The organism is Bythopirellula sp. (assembly GCF_041737835.1).
Lineage (GTDB): Bacteria > Planctomycetota > Planctomycetia > Pirellulales > Lacipirellulaceae > Bythopirellula.
This window is the reverse complement of record NZ_JBGSQY010000032.1, coordinates 12,111-27,491: the sequence shown is the minus strand read 5'-3', so window position 1 is coordinate 27,491 and position 15,381 is coordinate 12,111. Positions and strand designations below refer to the sequence as shown.

Below are 15,381 nucleotides of genomic sequence, written 5' to 3'. Positions count from 1 at the left end.
GGCGTCGACTGGCAATCCTATCTGGGCGAGAGGCGCGACATGACGGACAGGCTACCCAAGGGTTACAAGGCGGCGGGCGTATACACCGGCGTCAAGCGAAACCCCAACAAAAAAGACCTCACGCTGATCGTTTCTGAAACCCCGGCCGTGGCAGCGGGGGTCTTCACGCAGAATCTGGTCGTTGCCGCGCCGGTGAGATTGTGCCAGTCGCGAACCCCTTCCAAGACGATTCGCGCGGTCGTGGCCAACTCGGGTTGTGCGAACGCTTGTACGGGTACTCAAGGCGATAAAGACGCTGCCACGATGGCCGCCAAGACGGCGCAAGTTTGCGATCTCGACGAGAAGGACGTGTTGGTGATGTCGACCGGTGTTATCGGAGAGATGTTGCCACTCGAAAAGATTTCGGCGGGAATTGTCGATGCCGCGCAGAAGCTTGCCGCCGACAGTGACGCCCTGATGAACGCGGCCCAAGGGATTCTCACAACCGATACAGTTCACAAAGTAAAAACTCGCGAGATTGAACTCGACGGCGTTCCCATTTGCGTGACCGGCATCGCCAAGGGTGCAGCGATGATCGGCCCGAACTTGGCGACGATGTTGGCAGTTGTATTGACCGATGCCAAGCTCAGCCAAACTGCGGTGGAAGAAGGGCTCAAAGATGCGGCGGATGAGTCATTCAATTGCATCAGTGTCGATGGCCACACGAGCACGAACGACACGGTGCTGTTTCTAGCTAATGGTGCCGCGGGTGGCCCTGAACTGTCAGGAAGTTCGCTCACCAAATTCCAAGCCACGCTTGTCGAAGTCTGCGAAGACCTAGCCCAATCGATCCCCGCCGACGGCGAAGGGGCCACGCATCTCATTACCGTGGAAGTTCACGGCAGCCGCACCCGCAAAGAGGCCGTGCAAGTGGCCAAAACCATTGCTGATAGCCCGCTCGTGAAGACCGCCATCGCAGGTTGCGACCCCAATTGGGGGCGTATTGTGTCAGCAGCCGGCTATTCCGGCGTGCCATTCGATCCCACGAAGGTGAGCCTGTTGGTCAACGGGATTTTGCTCTACGAGCATGGGGCCCCGGTGAAGTTCGATCCCGAAGTCGTCTCACAATCGATGAAAGACGACCGCAATACAGCGGTGCTCTTGCTCTTGGAAGAAGGCGATCAATCAGCCCGCTTCTGGACAACCGACCTCACCGCCGAATACGTGCGACTGAACGCCGATTATCATACTTGAGCCGTGTTTTGGCCGTTGGCAGCCCGTGGAGTACAATTGACCTGTGGGCTTGCAGGATTGCGGTAGCAAACGAGGAAATTTGCGATGACATACCAAGGAACCGTACAAAACGGCGTGATTGTATTTGAGCCCGGCGTGCAACTTCCGGAAGGCTCACCCGTGCGCGTCGAATTAGTGAGTGAACAAGTTACCGAAGCAAGCCGCTCACCAAAGGATGACATTCTGTTCCGCATGACCGACTTGGCCATTGAGACAGGGATTCCTGACCTCGCAGTGAATATCGATCACTACCTTTATGGCCATCCCAAGGTGACCGATGAGCGGTAGTGTTTTTCTGGATACGAACGGATGGCTCGCACTAATCAATGCGTCAGAGAGCTCCCACGAACAGGCACGCAAGTTTTGGTTGGAATTAATGCACGATAATCGACGCGTCGTGCTAACAGATTGGATTATTGCTGAGACAGGCAATGGCCTGGCACGGTTAAAGACCCGGAAAAGTCAGTTTGTGCAGATTGTTGAAGAGATGTTAAGAGCACCCAGCGTTGAGGTGGTTGTCGTCAAAAGCTCTTTTCTCTTACCAGCCCTTGCAGATTTTGCTGGGTATTCTGATAAATCTTGGGGCCTCGTCGACTGCGCGAGCTTTCTGGTGATGCGAGACCGCGGCATCACTGAGGCCTTCACAAGTGACCGGCACTTTGAGCAAGCGGGCTTTCGTTGCCTGCTAACGCCGTAAACTCAAGTTCTACGGCTTCGCCGCGGCGACCACAAATGTCGGCGGCAAAGCCTCAAATCGCAGCCGATCCAATTGGGTCTTCCCGCGTGAGATGTTTACCATCCACACGTCGACATGCGACGTCTTTTTGCCCAAGGCTTCGGTCACTTCGTCGAGACTTTGAATGCTGACGACATTGGCGACAAATCGGCCGCCCGAATTCATGCGATCAAACGCCAGTTCCGCCAAGCGGGCGATTTCCTTGCCGCTGCCGTCGATAAAGACCGCATCGGGATTCGGCAAGTTAGCCCACACTTCGGGGGCGGTCCCCAAAACAGGCGTGACATTCACCACGCCGAAGCGGTCGGCATTCTGGCGAATCAGAGCTTCGTCTTCTTTATCTCGCTCGATGGCATAAACGTGACCGCCGGGGGCAAGTTGCGCGGCTTCCACACTCACCGAACCCGAGCCAGCGCCAACATCCCATACGATGCTATTGTGATGAAGCGCCATTTGGGCCATCGCCACGGCACGCACCTCGGCGGGGGTGAGCAAACCGTGCTTGGGAGTTGATTGCACGAACTCTTCGTCAGGATTCCCAAACATGCTGCGAATCCGCGACTGCCGGGGGCGGTCGGGCACGTCGGCGTTGCGAACGAGAACCATCACATTGAGCGGTTCAAACGCTTGATCGGCAATTTCAGCCACCGTGCCGCGCGTGACTCGCTCGTTACGGGCGCCCAGGTTTTCACACACATAGATCACGAAATAATCGATCTTGCGGGCGAGCATTTTCTTGGCGACTTGCGATGGCGTGATTTGTTCGGTTGTGAACAAACCAACCTTAGTAGCCACGCGGATTTTTTCGACCACGGCGTCGAGATTGTGGTTGGCTAGATTGGTGAGGTAGGCTTCGTCCCAACTTTCTTTCACCCGCGCAAACGCGAGCTGCATGCTGCTTACGTGGGGAATGATTTCGCAACGCTCGTTGCCGAGGCGGTCGCAGAGAAATCGAGCCAATCCATAGAATAGCGGATCACCCGTCACAAGGACGGCGACCTTGGCGTCTCCGGCGGCACTAATTTCCTTCGCTAAAGCATCGAGATCGGCGCCCACTGTGACCCGTTTGCCGGGCGCTTCTGGCACAAGAGCCAGCGTGCGTTCATTGCCGGCCAACAGATCAGCCGACAGAATGAGTTGCCGGACGGCATTGGGGACTGCGTCGAGTCCGTCGTCGCCAATTCCGATGATGGAAACCGAATTCTTGTCCACGAAAGTTCCTCCTGCCTACAAAACGAGCCGGCTCGTCCTCGAGCCCGAAATTGATCGGGGTCTGTGACGACCCGGCTCGTTATACAGGTTAACGCTTTCGCGGAACTCGCTCCAGCCCTACGCCACGTAGCATTGCAAAGTGTGATGAATTAACTGCAACTCACCCTTGGCAGACAGCGTCGGGCCATCGGCATTCGGATAGATGTCACGCGGGGTTTCGGCGGACGTGTCGATAAATGTCTTCCAGGGCAGCTTGCGCAAGTCCGCGGGAATCACAAATTTCTGCGTGGCATGGCCGGGGTGCATCAGCAACATGACGTTCTTCGCCGCCGGAGATTCCAAGCCCGTTGTGCCGAACACGCAAATGAAACTCTGCGACGCCCGGCTCCAGTCCATCGGCAAACCATCGGGGTTGTACCAACTGACATCTGCCAGCTCGCCCGCTTTGTGCGGGTGCCCAGTCAAGAAGGTTTCGCGGCGCACCGTGGGCTGAGCTTTGCGGAAGGCAATCACCGCCTGACAGAATCGCAGCATTTCCTCGTTGCGTTCGACCAGCTTCCAATCAAACCAACTGATCGCATTGTCCTGGCAATAGGCATTGTTGTTCCCACGCTGGGTACGCAGGACTTCATCGCCCGAGACAATCATCGGCGTGCCGTGGCTCAGGAGCAACGACACCATCATGTTCTTGGCTTGGCGTAGGCGGAGATCGACAATCGCTTTACGCCGCGTGGGGCCTTCGACGCCGTAGTTGGCACTTGAGTTATTGTTTTCGCCGTCGCGATTTCCTTCGAGATTGTCTTGATTGTGCTTTTGCTCATAGCTCACCAGATCGTTGAGCGTATAGCCGTCGTGTGAGGTGATAAAGTTAATGCTATGGTACGGATCACGACCGCTGTGTTGGTAGAGATCGCTGGAGCCCGACAACCGCGTGGCGAAACGGCCCGTCATCGCGGCATCACCACGCCAGAACTTCCGGATGTCGTCGCGATAGTGGCCGTTCCATTCCGCCCAGCGACTCTTAGCAAACGAGCCAACCTGATAAGCACCCGCGGCGTCCCAAGCTTCGGCGATAATCTTCGTGTCGGCCAACATCGGGTCTTCGGCAATGGTTTCCACAAGCGGCGTGTTGGGCATTAGTTCGCCGTTCCGGTCGCGGCTGAGAATCGATGCCAGATCGAAGCGGAAACCGTCGATGTGATAGTTGTAAACCCAGTAACGCAGGCAGTGGAAAATCATTTCACGGCAAATGGGATGGTTGCCGTTCACCGTGTTGCCGCAGCCTGAGTAGTTCTTGTACGTGCCGTCATCGTTGAGCATGTAGTAGACGTTGTTTTGCAGTCCCTTGAAGCTCAACGTGGGGCCCATGTGATTCCCTTCCGCCGTGTGGTTAAACACGACGTCGAGAATCACTTCAATGCCCGCGGCATGCAGCGCTCGGACCATTTCTTTGAATTGCCGCACTTGATCGCCCGGTTTGTCGCCGTGCATATAACCCCGGTGGGGCGAGAAAAATGCGATGGAATCGTATCCCCAGTAATTCTGCCGCTCGGGCTTTGCGCCAAACGGATCGAGGATGGGAAACTCATGCACCGGCATCAATTCAACGGCCGTCACACCGAGTGACTTGAGGTAGGGAATCTTTTCAATGACCCCTTCGTACGTGCCCCCGCTTTTGGTGGCGCTTGAGCCCGCCTTGGTGAAGCCTTTGACGTGCATTTCATAGATGACGGTTTCCGAGAACGGCCGGCGAAGGTGCCGATCTCCCTGCCAATCAAACATGTCATCGACAACCACGCAGCGTGGCGGACGAACTATGCCGTCGGTGGCGGGCATGAACTCACCTGCCAAGGCGCGGGCGTAGGGATCGATTAAGCGTGCTCGTGGATCGAAGCGATAACCTTCTTCCGGGGCGAACGGGCCGTCCGCCTGGAAGTGATAAAGCTGACCTGCTTTGAGGCCGGGGACGAATACGCTCCAAATATCACCCCAGCGATCGGTCGCGGGGTTGAATTCGACGACGCGGTACGGCTCGCGGTCGGTGACGCGGCGATACAACAGCACCCGCATCGCTGTGGCTGAGCGGCTGTAAACAACGAACTGCACCCCTGCTTCTTGGAGGATCGCTCCATAGGGCAACGGGTAGTGAAACTGCATGTAATTGTGCGTAGTGGGCATAACGAACCGCGAAGCGCCGGCGGAAGTAAACGTGGGCGTCCAAAGACTGATCATGGGCTAAATGCTCTCTGCGGAGAATCAATGACGAAACGACGACCCGTTTCCAGGCGTACGGACAAGTGGCGATCAAGATCGCACCCGACGACACCATTGACTTTCGACATTTGCTTCAAGCACGCATCAAAATTTAGATTCCCCGCTGCAGAGCTTCGTTGCTTCCTATGTTTGTTGTCATCCTTGCCTTCCGGCGAGGTCGTGTGAGTGGATTAAGTCGGGCGAGTGCTATCGCAACACTACCTTAGCCACGTGGGATAGACGTCACAGCGGTCATGCTCGACGGCCAATTCGGCCTGATATTGTAGGCATAATCGACGCGGCTGGCACGAGCCGGAAACTCCGCCGCGCATCTGTCGCTCGGTCGTTGACACCCGCCAACGGCCAACCGTAGAATTGCCCGTTCTTGCCGCAAGAGATAGTGCAATTCCATGTCAAAAATAACCTACCGCGATTCAGGAGTCGACCTCGAAACCTATCGAGAGTCTATGTCGCGCCTGCCCGCTTTGATGCGGCGGACCCATTGCCCGCGGGTTTTACCGTGGAATAACGGCTTTGCCGGGTTGTTCTCGCTCGATTTTTCCGGCGGATTATTTTCGCGGAATTACAAAGAGCCCGTGTTGGTCTCCTGCACCGACGGCGTCGGCACCAAACTCAAGGTCGCCCAAATGGCTGGTCGCCACGACACCGTGGGGATCGATCTGGTGGCAATGTGTGTGAACGACGCGCTTTGCTGTGGTGCCGAGCCACTGTTTTTTCTCGATTACGTGGCCATGGCCGAGGACGATCCACAACTGCTCGAAGATATCGTGCGGGGGATTAGCGGTGGCTGCTTGGACAGCGACATGGCACTGGTGGGTGGCGAGACCGCCATCATGCCCGATCTCTACCAACGCGGCGATTACGATTTGGCTGGCTTCTGTGTGGGGATTGTCGAGCGTTCACGCCTGCTCGACGGCAAAGCCATCGTGCCGGGCGACGTGGTGATCGGCATTGCCTCGACGGGCGTGCATTCCAACGGTTTTAGCCTCGTTCGTAAGATTGTATTCGATCACGCTGGACTTTCGATTGATGACGCAGCCGAGGGTTGTGGCGGCAGCGTGGCGGACGTGCTGTTGACGCCGACGCAGCTTTATACCCGTGCCGTTCGCGACGTGCTCAATCACTACAAGGTGAAGTCGGTTGTTCATGGCATCGCCCACATCACGGGCGGCGGGCTTCACGAAAACCTCTCCCGCGTTTTTCCCGCGAATGCCGATGCCGAAATCGTCCGCGACAGTTGGCCAATCCCGCCGGTGTTTCAATGGCTCCAGCGACTAGGCGAAGTCGACGACGACGAAATGTTCCGCGTCTTTAACATGGGCATCGGCATGTGTCTCGTCGTGAGCGAGTACTTTGCCGAGAGCATCCAGCAACAGCTCACCGGCCACGGTCTAGCGAACTGGCAAATTGGCAAGATCGTCGACGGCTGCGGCGAATGCCACTGGGCGTGAGCAAACAATTCGTCACTTGATCAGCCTGTCATACTCTGCGTGAGGACCAATCCAAACCCAGATGAAATCGGAATTATCTTTCACGGCGAGAGCGCGGTAGTGAAGTCCCACCCGCGCCGACCAATACTTGCCGACTATTTTGAACTGGAGCGACGGATGATGTTCATCCTCTTTGAGAAGTGCGAAATTTTTTCGCGCTAGATGCTGTATGTCCTCAGGAAGATTGTCGAATCGTTGCCATAATTGAGGCGTCGTTCGATGCACTTATAGCTCTCGCAATTTGCCTTGCCGCTTTGCTGTTTGTGCCTCTTCCCAGAGGAAATCCAACTTGCCGGCTGCGGAGTCACGTTCGATTTGTTGATCCCAATTTTGCCAATCGCGCTCGGCGATCCATTCACGAAGCTGGGCAAAATCTTCGCTGGATAGGTTTTCAATTTCGGCTTGTAGGGCTTCGATTTGGGTCATGTCATGGAGAGATAGCTGGAATCGTCTGGTCCATATTCCAACTATAGACCAAATTTAGGAGGCAAACCAGACTTTTCCGTTTGGGCTGCTTACCTCAAGCCACCCGCCGAGGAATTCATCGCCCCCGCGCTTGGGGCTACCTTGGCCACGCCGCGTTCGGTGTCACGTGCGCGGTCGAGCTCGGCTGTTAAGCCGCCCACAGTGTAGGTACCAGGGATCACGATGGGCTCGCTTGGATTCTGCGGCGAATAAATCGCCAAGAGTGGGATCTGCTGTGCGCCCAGCTCTTTGAGTTTCTCGGTCACCTCCGGCGACGAGTCTTGGTGTGTCCAGTCGGCTACCAAGGTGTAGACTTCGTTGTCTTCAAAATACTCAGACATCGCATCGGTCTTGAGGACCGTCTTTTCCATGAGCTTACAAGTAGGACACCAATCGGCAGTGAAATCGATCACCACGGTCTTGCCTTGGGCAAGCAACCATTCCAGCTTCTTGGCGCTGTATGGTTGCCACGCTTCGTTGCGCACCGTGTAAACGCCCGTGCCGGTTGCCATCAGTTCTTCAAAACGCGCATCCGCCAATCGATTGGCATCGCGAGTAAGCCGTTCTTCCAAAATGGGGGACAGCCAGAAAAATGACACCAAGCCGATGACAGTTCCCATCACAATGCCTTCGCCGAGAGCATTCCAACGACGGTTGGCGGGGGCGGTTAACGGCACGCGGCCAATCCACCAGCAGACCATCCAAATGCCGAACAAGAATGCGACCGTCGGCACGACAAAGTGCGGCTTCAGCAAGGTGAGCAAATAGACCACCGTGCCGATCAGCACGAAGCCCATGAATTGCTTGAATGTATTCATCCATTCGCCCGGCTTGGGCAGGAAGCGGACCAGCTGCGGAAACGCCCCGATCAACAAATAGGGACTTGCCATGCCCAGTCCAATGGCAAAAAAGACCGACACGATTTGATACGGCGGCCGGTTCATCACTCCCACTAGAGCCGAACCCATGAACGGGCCTGTGCAAGGGGTGGCAAGCAGCGTGGTGATTGTCCCCTTGGCGAACGCACCTTCGTAACCTTCTTTGCGGCCGAAATCGGTGACTTTGCTCGTACCAATAAAGCCGGGAATGGGGATTTCCCAAACACCCAGGAAGCTCAGTCCCATTGCGAACACGACCGAGGCCATCGCGATGTTGAATTCGGCATACTGGAACAATTGGCCCCAACCGAGTTGGAATGTGATCGACAGCACCGCCAAAATCAGGAACACGCTAATCACGCCCAACGAATACCACAGGTTCAGCACGAAGATTTTCCAGCGGCTTTGCCCCGCTTGTTCGATAAAGGCAAACACCTTGAGTCCGATCACCGGCAACACGCAGGGCATCACGTTGAGAATCAACCCGCCGAGAAACGCCAGGCCCAGCAGATACATAAACGATTGACTCGGAGCGGACTGCACAACCACGGGATCCGTCGGAACAGCCGGTTCCACGGGCGCCAAGGAAGTGAACGGAAGTGTTGTTGCCGGAGCACCAGTGACGGGCGCGGCCTGGGTTTGAATTGGCACGCTGGGCGATGTGGCTGGCGCAGCTGCGAAAGTTGCCGTTTCGGGAAGGGCTATTCCAGTCCCCTCTTTGGCAGTGAACGTGCTTTCGAATGGGACACAAGTTTGGGGATTACAAGCTTGGCCGGAAATCTTGCCGGTGACCGTGACGCTCGCCGGGGATACACCGGGAGCCAAGTCCACGGGGATAAACCAAGTCACCGAGTTCGAATGTTCCCGGAGCTCAAGCCCGGTCCAGATTTCGTTATCAACGTGGGTGTCGGGTGGAGTCACCGCTTGCCAAGTGCCGATAGACTTCAATTGATCGTTGCTATCAAGCGTGATCGTTGTCGGCATCGGACCACCGCCGTTGTCTGGCAATGTTCCTTGATCCAACGCATACACATGAAAGCCATTGGCAATCTTGGCCGTGACGAACACCAACGCGGGGCGTTTGCCCTGAGCTGGCGTGAATTCCGCCGACACGGTGACTTCGGCATCGCGTTTACCGCCAAACGCTCCCGGGCTGTTAAAGGTGTCAGGAAACTCAAATCCCTGAGCAATCACGAGCGAAGGCAACAGCAGCAGGCCGCAGACAAGGGCCATGCGGGCCCACAGGAAGCGACGAGAGGCTAAAGCGTAGGTTGCAAACATCCCTATTTGTTCCTTGCGGCGAGGCGGAAGTCCACCCATGTGCGTTCCATGCCCGGGGTAGAATCCGTTTATTCTATATGCCGCGGAAAAATCCCAGCAAGGCCGACATTCGGCCATCCCCCAGTTGTCATACCAGGATTGCAGCTAGCATCTGTACGTTTTGATGCCCTAAGAGGTTCTGAGTTACGAAATTGGGCCTAAAAGCGAAGAGATCGCCTGTTTGCAGTCGCGTAGTGTTGCCATTCGCATGCTCAGCTCGCTCAACCTTGTTTGGGTAGTTGCCGCATCCGCCACCGGTAGATCGTCCAGAAATCGCCACCTGAGCCAATTGGCGGCAGCTCCCACCGTGCCACTCATGTGGAATGTGTAAACGAGTGGCAGCTCCTCGGATGAGAGCTGGCGAAGTTGCTGATAGACTGTGAGACATTCTCGCCATAGTCCCGCGTTCTGTGCCGTCATGCTCCCTAAGAGACGCGCGAGATCTCTGGCAACCGAGCCCACCCCCGCTGTCTGAAAATCAAGCATCCCACTTACCTGATCGCCGACAAAGAGAAAATTCCCAAGATGACAGTCGCACAAGCACCATTGCATGGGAACTATTTGTTGCGAAGCTTGCACGGAGTTGATTGCTTCGGGCAACGTCGATTCCACTTGCGACAATACGAGGCCAGCAAGTGTTCGGAGTTCAGACGGTTGTGTCTGTTTTACGGCCGCAGAGACTTTGGCCAGTAACCCCGCGTGTAGTTCGGTGAATTTCTCAAGACGTTGTTTTAGCCCGGGCGCGATTGCGGCAGGATGTCGTTCGTATTGAGCAGCGATGATGTGAAACTGGGCGAGAGCTTTCGTGGCAGCTAAGGCTTGCTTATGAGTAGGATTTTTGATCGCTTCCCCAGGCAACCACCGCGCAAGTTCCCAAACGGATCCTGGCATTTCAACAAATGTTTCGCCTGCCAAAGTCTGCCGCGGGAGGGGAACCTGAGAAAAACCTTGCCGATCTACGAATTCGATAAGGGGATAAATTTTCCGAAGTTCTTTTGATTTTGCGAGCTGGACGCTCTTGTCGCAGCGGAGGCAAAACAACTGCTCTCTTAGCGCGATCTTCCAAAATCGCGCACCGCTCAGGCCTCCGGTAATTTCCGTGATTCGTAGTTCAAGCAATTCCGACTCGTTTAACCACGAGGCGAGCATCGCCCGAGCGCTTTCTTCTTGCGGATTCGTAATTCCGTCGTTCATCCTGCACTTTGCCGTCTGAGCGGGGCCGAGTATGCTAATAACTGCATTTTACGACGGCCCGGCAATTCCATGAAACTGATCATCGCGGTCATTCAACCGACAAAACTCGATCTTGTCCAGCAAGCCCTCAAACGGATTGGCGTCACGCGCCTCACCGTGAGCGATGCGATGGGCTTTGCGCGGCAGCGGGGGCAATCGGAAACCTATCGCGGCAACGAATATGCCACCAATCTACTGCGCAAAGTTGAACTCGAAATCGCGGTGAACGAAGATTTCGTCGACCGCACCGTGGATTGCCTATTGCAGCTTTGCCGTACGAGTTCCGAAGGAACAATCGGCGACGGCAAAATTTTCGTCCTGCCCATCGAAGAGGCCATTCAAGTGAGCGATAACACGCGCGGCCCGGGTGCGATCTAAGCATGGGCGTCGTTCTATTAAGCCGTGACTTGATGCTCCTTTCTCGCACGCAAGGTGCCGCAAACAAATGCGGCGCGACATTGACCAATTGCGGCGATGTCGCCCAAGCCGTGGCTGAGTTGGAGAACACCGATTGCCGCAGCGTTATTATCGATCTGCGTTTGCCCGGGCTAAGAATCGGCGAGGCCGTTTCGCAACTCCGCACGGCGAAGCCAAGTGTGACCATCGCCGCCTGTGGGCCGCACGTGCATGAGGCATCGCTACAAGCAGCTCGTGAAGCGCTTTGCGATATCATTGCCACCCGTGGCCAATTTGATCGTGATGCCGATGCGATTGTTGCTCAGCTGATTGCTGAGACTTCCGCTTAGCTGCCGCCGCTAATATCCTCGGGATCATCCAATATCTCGGGGATGCTGGCTTTGATTTCTGCTGCAGCTGCCGATTCCTCACCCGTCTCCAGCACAATCTCATCCATTTCGGTGGAGTCGATGTGCAGACGGAGCAACAGATAGATTCCCACGCTGGCCGAGAACAAAAAAGCCAGCGGATAGGCTGCCGCGATGCTGGCGAGCATTTCTTTCCAGAAGGAGATCGACCGCGCTGCCATCGCTGCGCTGCCCGCAAGTGTGGGCGAAACATCGCCAGGAATCGGTGGTTCGGCCAGTTGTACGATCCGCTCGTTGCCCGCGCCCCAACTCACGGCCCAATCGGTCAGGTGACTCCCCGCCGCGGCGAAGCCCGACACCACCAGTTGGCCGAAGAGTCCCAGGATCGAAGCGACAATCACATAAAACACGAGCCGCAGCGGGCGCTGATAAATGTACGCAGCCGTGCGGCTGGCGGCATCAAAGGCATCGCTCCGCTCAACAGCAATCGTGGCCCACATCAACGGCCAGCCAAACCAAAGCGCCACGAGCACGATCGCCAGCAGAATTCCCCAGACGAGGGCGAAGACCCACAGCAGTCCTCCGACCATCGCCAGCACATCGGCGCGAAGAAAGACTCCAGCAATCGCCAAGGGAATCGTCAGCAGCAGCGCGAAGAGCAAGGCGATCAACGGCCCACCCGCCGTCGAGGGCCATTTGGTTATCGCAGCTCGTCCCGATTGCAGCGGCCCAACGATTTCATCGCGAGTGCAATAACGGGCCGAAGTTCGCGCAATCATTCCACCAAAGAGGGCCCACACGGCAATCGCCCAAAGGCCGCATAGCAATTTGAAGAAACCCGAGACGAAGGTTGTGTTTTGATCAAATATGAGGACTATCGGCCAACTCAACCAAGACCAAGCTCGTGCTAATGGACCTTGGGAATATCGGAGCCAATAGTAATTCTGCCAGCCAAAATTCTCAGCATCCGACACACGTAGATCAACTGTCACGGGATCAATAGCCAAGCGTTCCAGTTGCGGCTGTGAATTACCGGCCATCGATTCAATCGCCGACCAACCCCACTGCGTCAGCATCAATCCCAGCCACGCATAGAGCAACACCCGGATCAGCAGGCTCACTCGCAACGCCTTGGCGAGAATCAGCCACGGGCAGAGCTCGTTCCAGCGAATTTCGTAGATCGATCCCGAGGGGTTCATCATGGCGAGGGTCTGCGCGGAATGGGCAAAATGTCAGGCCGCATTATAGCGCCCCAGGCCGTTAGCCGGTAGCGTCCCGCTTCCGTTCATTACGCACCGTTGCCATTCAAATGCGGCTCGTCTTCCGGCGTTTCATCATCCTCGGGATCGGGAATATCCGGAAGTGCATAGCCCTCATCGAGCCAGCGACCCAAATCGATCGTACGGCAGCGCGCACTGCAAAACGGCAGCGTCGTAGAATTGTTTTGATCGAAAGATTTTTTACAAACAGGACAACGCATTCAATATTCGCCACTCGCGGCTTAGCGCTCCAAAAATTACGAATCTTTTTTAGAATTCTTGGGCTTTGCGTCTTTCTTGGCCTCGGGCTTCTTTTCCGTGCTTTTGGAGTCGGATTTGTCAGACTTCTCCGACGATTCGCTCTTCGGCTTATCCTTTTCGGCGCCGGACTTATAAGACTCGCTGCGATAGTCCGTTTGATAAAAGCCGGAACCCTTGAACACAACCGCCGCCCCGGTCCCGAATAACCGCCGAAGTTTCAACTTCTTGCATTCCGGGCACTTACGCAGAACGGGCTCGGTGATCGATTGAAACTCCTCGAACTCGTGGCCGCAGGCGTCGCAAACGTAATCGTAGGTGGGCATAGTTTTCGAATCCGTGAATGAGCTTGAGATCAACCAGCCGCCGGGCCGGTGGAGATAATCACTTGCGCGGGGCGAACCACGCGGTCGTGCAGTTTGTAACCCGCTTGGGCCACAAGCAACACGTGATTGGCGGGGACTTCATCACTCGGCTGCTGCATGATGGCCGCATGAAACTGCGGATCAAACGGTTTGCCGAGTGCTTCGATCTGCACGCAATTGTGCTGCGTGAGCGCCGTGATCAATTGCTGACGAACCAGCTTGAAACCTTCCAGCAAGGACCCGCCATCCTGCGATTTGTTCGCGGCCTCGATCGCACGATCGATGTTATCCACCACCGGCAGCAAATCGCGAATCAGCGAAATCGTCGAATAACGCGATTGCTCGGCAATCTCACGCGCCGTGCGAGTCCGCAAGTTTTCCATTTCCGCTTGCAGCCGCAGCGAGCGATCTTTCTCAGCCGCCAGTTCCGAGGCCATGTCCTTGGAACCATCCGAAACCGCATCAAGACCCGCCACGTCGGCCATCGCCGCATCGAGCGCGTCTTCGGTGTTCCCCTCGAGGGGTTCGTCGTTTTCTGTTGTTGGATTTACCGCCATGATTATTCCTCAACTTCACTCTTCATCTTCAGGACTGAAGTATTCTTTCACTTTGTCGAAAAAACTCTTGCGCGCGGGGGCGACGTTCTTGTGCTCTAGCTCGGCAAGTTGCCGCAGCAGTTTGTCTTCTTCGGCCGTCAGTTTTTTGGGAACTTCGATATTCACCTGCACGAGCAGATCGCCGAGACCCACAACCCGCGGGTCGGGCATTCCCTTACCATCCAAGCGAAACACATCGCCCGTCTGTGTTCCGGCGGGGATGTCGACTTCCGTCGGACCGTCAAGAGTGGGGACTGCCAGCTTCGTTCCCAACGCGGCCTGGGGATACGTGATGGGTATGCGGCAAATCAGGTGCCGTCCTTCCCGCTCGAACAGCGGGTGCGGCAGGATCGATACAAAGCAGTAGCAATCCCCCGGAGGTCCGCCGTTGGGGCTTGGCTCGCCTTGACCCGAGATCCGCACCTGCATGCCTTCGTCGACGCCGGCAGGGATTTGCACGTCGGCATGAACTTTTTTCAGTTTTTGACCCGAGCCGCGACAGGCTTTGCATGGCGACGATACCGACGTGCCTTCGCCATGGCAAGCGGGGCAGGTTGTTTGCACGCGGATGATGCCCGCCTGCTGCACGACCTGGCCATGGCCGCCGCAGTAGGAGCAGGTTTCCCGTTTGCTTCCTTTGGTCGCGCCGCTTCCTTCACACGTTTCGCAAGGCTCGTGGCGTTGGAACTCAACGGTCTTGCGCGCCCCTTCCGCCGCTTCCTGCAACGTGAGTGACACCGTGCAGCGCACGTCGCGCCCCTTGCGAAGCCGGCTGCGTCCCCGTCGTCCACCAAACAGATCGCCAAAGATATCGCCGAACGCCGAGAAAATATCCTCAACGTCGCTGAAGTGCCCGCTGCCGTTGCCATTCACACCGGCATGGCCAAAGCGGTCGTAGCGTGACCTCTTGTCGGCATCATGCAACACTTCGAACGCTTCAGATGCTTCCTTGAATCGTCCGATGGCTTCTTCGTCGCCCGGATTCTTGTCGGGGTGATACTTGATGGCCAGCTTGCGATACGACGTAGCGATATCACCCTGCGTAGCAGTACGCTCGACTTCCAGCACTTCGTAATAGCAACGCTTGGTAGCCATGATTTCCGTATTGCAATCCGTTCTTACAAACCGGGGTGCCACTGCTGGCTTGCCCCGCAGTGCTTTGCAGCACGAGTGAGCGAACCATTCGTGACATCAACATCTTAACTATATGCAACCGGGCCACTGGTCGTGGTGACCAAGCGGCCCGGCCTATTCGTTCA

At 56.2% G+C, this 15,381-nt stretch carries 16 protein-coding genes; 6 read left to right on the top strand and 10 right to left on the bottom strand.

Features of this window, described 5'->3' with window-relative positions:
* The first annotated feature begins 39 nt into the window (after positions 1-39).
* The 3 genes from argJ (at position 40) to AC6T8Q_RS10765 (ending at position 1,969) form a co-directional block, all read left to right on the top strand.
* Positions 40-1,233, top strand: a complete 1,194-nt coding sequence (gene argJ, locus AC6T8Q_RS10775) for a bifunctional glutamate N-acetyltransferase/amino-acid acetyltransferase ArgJ (protein WP_496919142.1) — start codon at positions 40-42, stop codon at positions 1,231-1,233.
* A gap of 84 nt (positions 1,234-1,317) precedes the next feature.
* Positions 1,318-1,560 (top strand): hypothetical protein, encoded by a 243-nt coding sequence (locus tag AC6T8Q_RS10770; RefSeq protein ID WP_500679088.1) that lies wholly within the window; start codon positions 1,318-1,320, stop codon positions 1,558-1,560.
* Positions 1,550-1,969, top strand: a complete 420-nt coding sequence (locus AC6T8Q_RS10765; protein WP_500679087.1) for a type II toxin-antitoxin system VapC family toxin — start codon at positions 1,550-1,552, stop codon at positions 1,967-1,969. The genes AC6T8Q_RS10770 and AC6T8Q_RS10765 overlap by 11 nt, the downstream gene beginning before the upstream one ends.
* 9 nt (positions 1,970-1,978) lie before the next feature.
* Here AC6T8Q_RS10765 and cbiE read toward each other — a convergent pair whose 3' ends face one another.
* Positions 1,979-3,220, bottom strand: a complete 1,242-nt coding sequence (gene cbiE / locus AC6T8Q_RS10760; protein ID WP_500679086.1) for a precorrin-6y C5,15-methyltransferase (decarboxylating) subunit CbiE — start codon at positions 3,218-3,220, stop codon at positions 1,979-1,981.
* Between the two features lie 117 nt (positions 3,221-3,337).
* Positions 3,338-5,398, bottom strand: coding sequence for a glycogen debranching protein GlgX (gene glgX / locus AC6T8Q_RS10755; protein WP_500679151.1), 2,061 nt, complete (start codon positions 5,396-5,398; stop codon positions 3,338-3,340).
* A gap of 485 nt (positions 5,399-5,883) precedes the next feature.
* Here glgX and purM point away from each other — a divergent pair, with 485 nt between their 5' ends.
* Entirely contained in the window at positions 5,884-6,945 is a 1,062-nt protein-coding gene (gene purM, locus AC6T8Q_RS10750; RefSeq protein ID WP_500679085.1) for a phosphoribosylformylglycinamidine cyclo-ligase, read from the top strand.
* Positions 6,946-7,209: 264 nt separating this feature from the next.
* On the opposite strand, the gene AC6T8Q_RS10745 is transcribed toward purM, so the two are convergent.
* From AC6T8Q_RS10745 to AC6T8Q_RS10735, 3 genes are all read right to left on the bottom strand, one after another.
* Entirely contained in the window at positions 7,210-7,410 is a 201-nt protein-coding gene (locus AC6T8Q_RS10745; protein ID WP_500679084.1) for a hypothetical protein, read from the bottom strand.
* Between the two features lie 89 nt (positions 7,411-7,499).
* Positions 7,500-9,608: a protein-disulfide reductase DsbD family protein gene (locus tag AC6T8Q_RS10740; RefSeq protein ID WP_500679083.1), complete on the bottom strand. Its 2,109-nt coding sequence runs from the start codon at positions 9,606-9,608 to the stop codon at positions 7,500-7,502.
* A gap of 183 nt (positions 9,609-9,791) precedes the next feature.
* Positions 9,792-10,841, bottom strand: a complete 1,050-nt coding sequence (locus AC6T8Q_RS10735; RefSeq protein WP_500679082.1) for a phosphotransferase enzyme family protein — start codon at positions 10,839-10,841, stop codon at positions 9,792-9,794.
* Between the two features lie 69 nt (positions 10,842-10,910).
* Between AC6T8Q_RS10735 and AC6T8Q_RS10730 the strand changes: the two genes are divergently transcribed.
* Together AC6T8Q_RS10730 and AC6T8Q_RS10725 are read left to right on the top strand one after the other, a co-directional pair.
* Positions 10,911-11,258 (top strand): P-II family nitrogen regulator, encoded by a 348-nt coding sequence (locus AC6T8Q_RS10730; RefSeq protein ID WP_500679081.1) that lies wholly within the window; start codon positions 10,911-10,913, stop codon positions 11,256-11,258.
* 2 nt (positions 11,259-11,260) lie between these two features.
* Positions 11,261-11,626: a response regulator gene (locus AC6T8Q_RS10725; protein ID WP_500679080.1), complete on the top strand. Its 366-nt coding sequence runs from the start codon at positions 11,261-11,263 to the stop codon at positions 11,624-11,626.
* Here AC6T8Q_RS10725 and AC6T8Q_RS10720 read toward each other — a convergent pair.
* From AC6T8Q_RS10720 to dnaJ, 5 genes are all read right to left on the bottom strand, one after another.
* The gene (locus AC6T8Q_RS10720) at positions 11,623-12,846 is read right to left on the bottom strand and encodes a hypothetical protein (RefSeq protein ID WP_500679079.1); all 1,224 of its coding nucleotides are present in this window, start codon (positions 12,844-12,846) and stop codon (positions 11,623-11,625) included. The genes AC6T8Q_RS10725 and AC6T8Q_RS10720 overlap by 4 nt on opposite strands.
* An 86-nt stretch (positions 12,847-12,932) precedes the next feature.
* Positions 12,933-13,124 carry a DNA gyrase inhibitor YacG gene (locus AC6T8Q_RS10715; RefSeq protein ID WP_500679078.1) on the bottom strand — a complete coding sequence of 64 codons (192 nt, stop codon included), beginning with the start codon at positions 13,122-13,124 and terminating at the stop codon, positions 12,933-12,935.
* Positions 13,125-13,160: 36 nt separating this feature from the next.
* Positions 13,161-13,487: an FmdB family zinc ribbon protein gene (locus AC6T8Q_RS10710; protein ID WP_500679077.1), complete on the bottom strand. Its 327-nt coding sequence runs from the start codon at positions 13,485-13,487 to the stop codon at positions 13,161-13,163.
* A gap of 29 nt (positions 13,488-13,516) precedes the next feature.
* The gene (gene grpE / locus AC6T8Q_RS10705) at positions 13,517-14,083 is read right to left on the bottom strand and encodes a nucleotide exchange factor GrpE (RefSeq protein WP_500679076.1); all 567 of its coding nucleotides are present in this window, start codon (positions 14,081-14,083) and stop codon (positions 13,517-13,519) included.
* Positions 14,084-14,098: 15 nt separating this feature from the next.
* A complete protein-coding gene (gene dnaJ, locus AC6T8Q_RS10700; RefSeq protein ID WP_500679075.1) occupies positions 14,099-15,217 on the bottom strand; it encodes a molecular chaperone DnaJ in 1,119 nt (372 codons plus the stop codon).
* Between the last annotated feature and the right edge of the window lie 164 nt (positions 15,218-15,381).

Bases quoted from the DNA above. Each gene is read 5' to 3' on its own strand.
- AC6T8Q_RS10745 (WP_500679084.1), bottom strand. From the start codon at position 7,410: ATGACCCAAATCGAAGCCCTACAAGCCGAAATTGAAAACCTATCCAGC.
- AC6T8Q_RS10715 (WP_500679078.1), bottom strand. From the start codon at position 13,124: ATGCGTTGTCCTGTTTGTAAAAAATCTTTCGATCAAAACAATTCTACG.
- AC6T8Q_RS10720 (WP_500679079.1), bottom strand. From the start codon at position 12,846: ATGATGAACCCCTCGGGATCGATCTACGAAATTCGCTGGAACGAGCTC.
- grpE (WP_500679076.1), bottom strand. From the start codon at position 14,083: ATGGCGGTAAATCCAACAACAGAAAACGACGAACCCCTCGAGGGGAAC.
- AC6T8Q_RS10710 (WP_500679077.1), bottom strand. From the start codon at position 13,487: ATGCCCACCTACGATTACGTTTGCGACGCCTGCGGCCACGAGTTCGAG.
- AC6T8Q_RS10765 (WP_500679087.1), top strand. From the start codon at position 1,550: ATGAGCGGTAGTGTTTTTCTGGATACGAACGGATGGCTCGCACTAATC.
- AC6T8Q_RS10725 (WP_500679080.1), top strand. From the start codon at position 11,261: ATGGGCGTCGTTCTATTAAGCCGTGACTTGATGCTCCTTTCTCGCACG.
- AC6T8Q_RS10735 (WP_500679082.1), bottom strand. From the start codon at position 10,841: ATGAACGACGGAATTACGAATCCGCAAGAAGAAAGCGCTCGGGCGATG.
- AC6T8Q_RS10740 (WP_500679083.1), bottom strand. From the start codon at position 9,608: ATGTTTGCAACCTACGCTTTAGCCTCTCGTCGCTTCCTGTGGGCCCGC.
- AC6T8Q_RS10770 (WP_500679088.1), top strand. From the start codon at position 1,318: ATGACATACCAAGGAACCGTACAAAACGGCGTGATTGTATTTGAGCCC.
- purM (WP_500679085.1), top strand. From the start codon at position 5,884: ATGTCAAAAATAACCTACCGCGATTCAGGAGTCGACCTCGAAACCTAT.
- glgX (WP_500679151.1), bottom strand. From the start codon at position 5,398: ATGCCCACTACGCACAATTACATGCAGTTTCACTACCCGTTGCCCTAT.
- argJ (WP_496919142.1), top strand. From the start codon at position 40: ATGACGGACAGGCTACCCAAGGGTTACAAGGCGGCGGGCGTATACACC.
- dnaJ (WP_500679075.1), bottom strand. From the start codon at position 15,217: ATGGCTACCAAGCGTTGCTATTACGAAGTGCTGGAAGTCGAGCGTACT.
- AC6T8Q_RS10730 (WP_500679081.1), top strand. From the start codon at position 10,911: ATGAAACTGATCATCGCGGTCATTCAACCGACAAAACTCGATCTTGTC.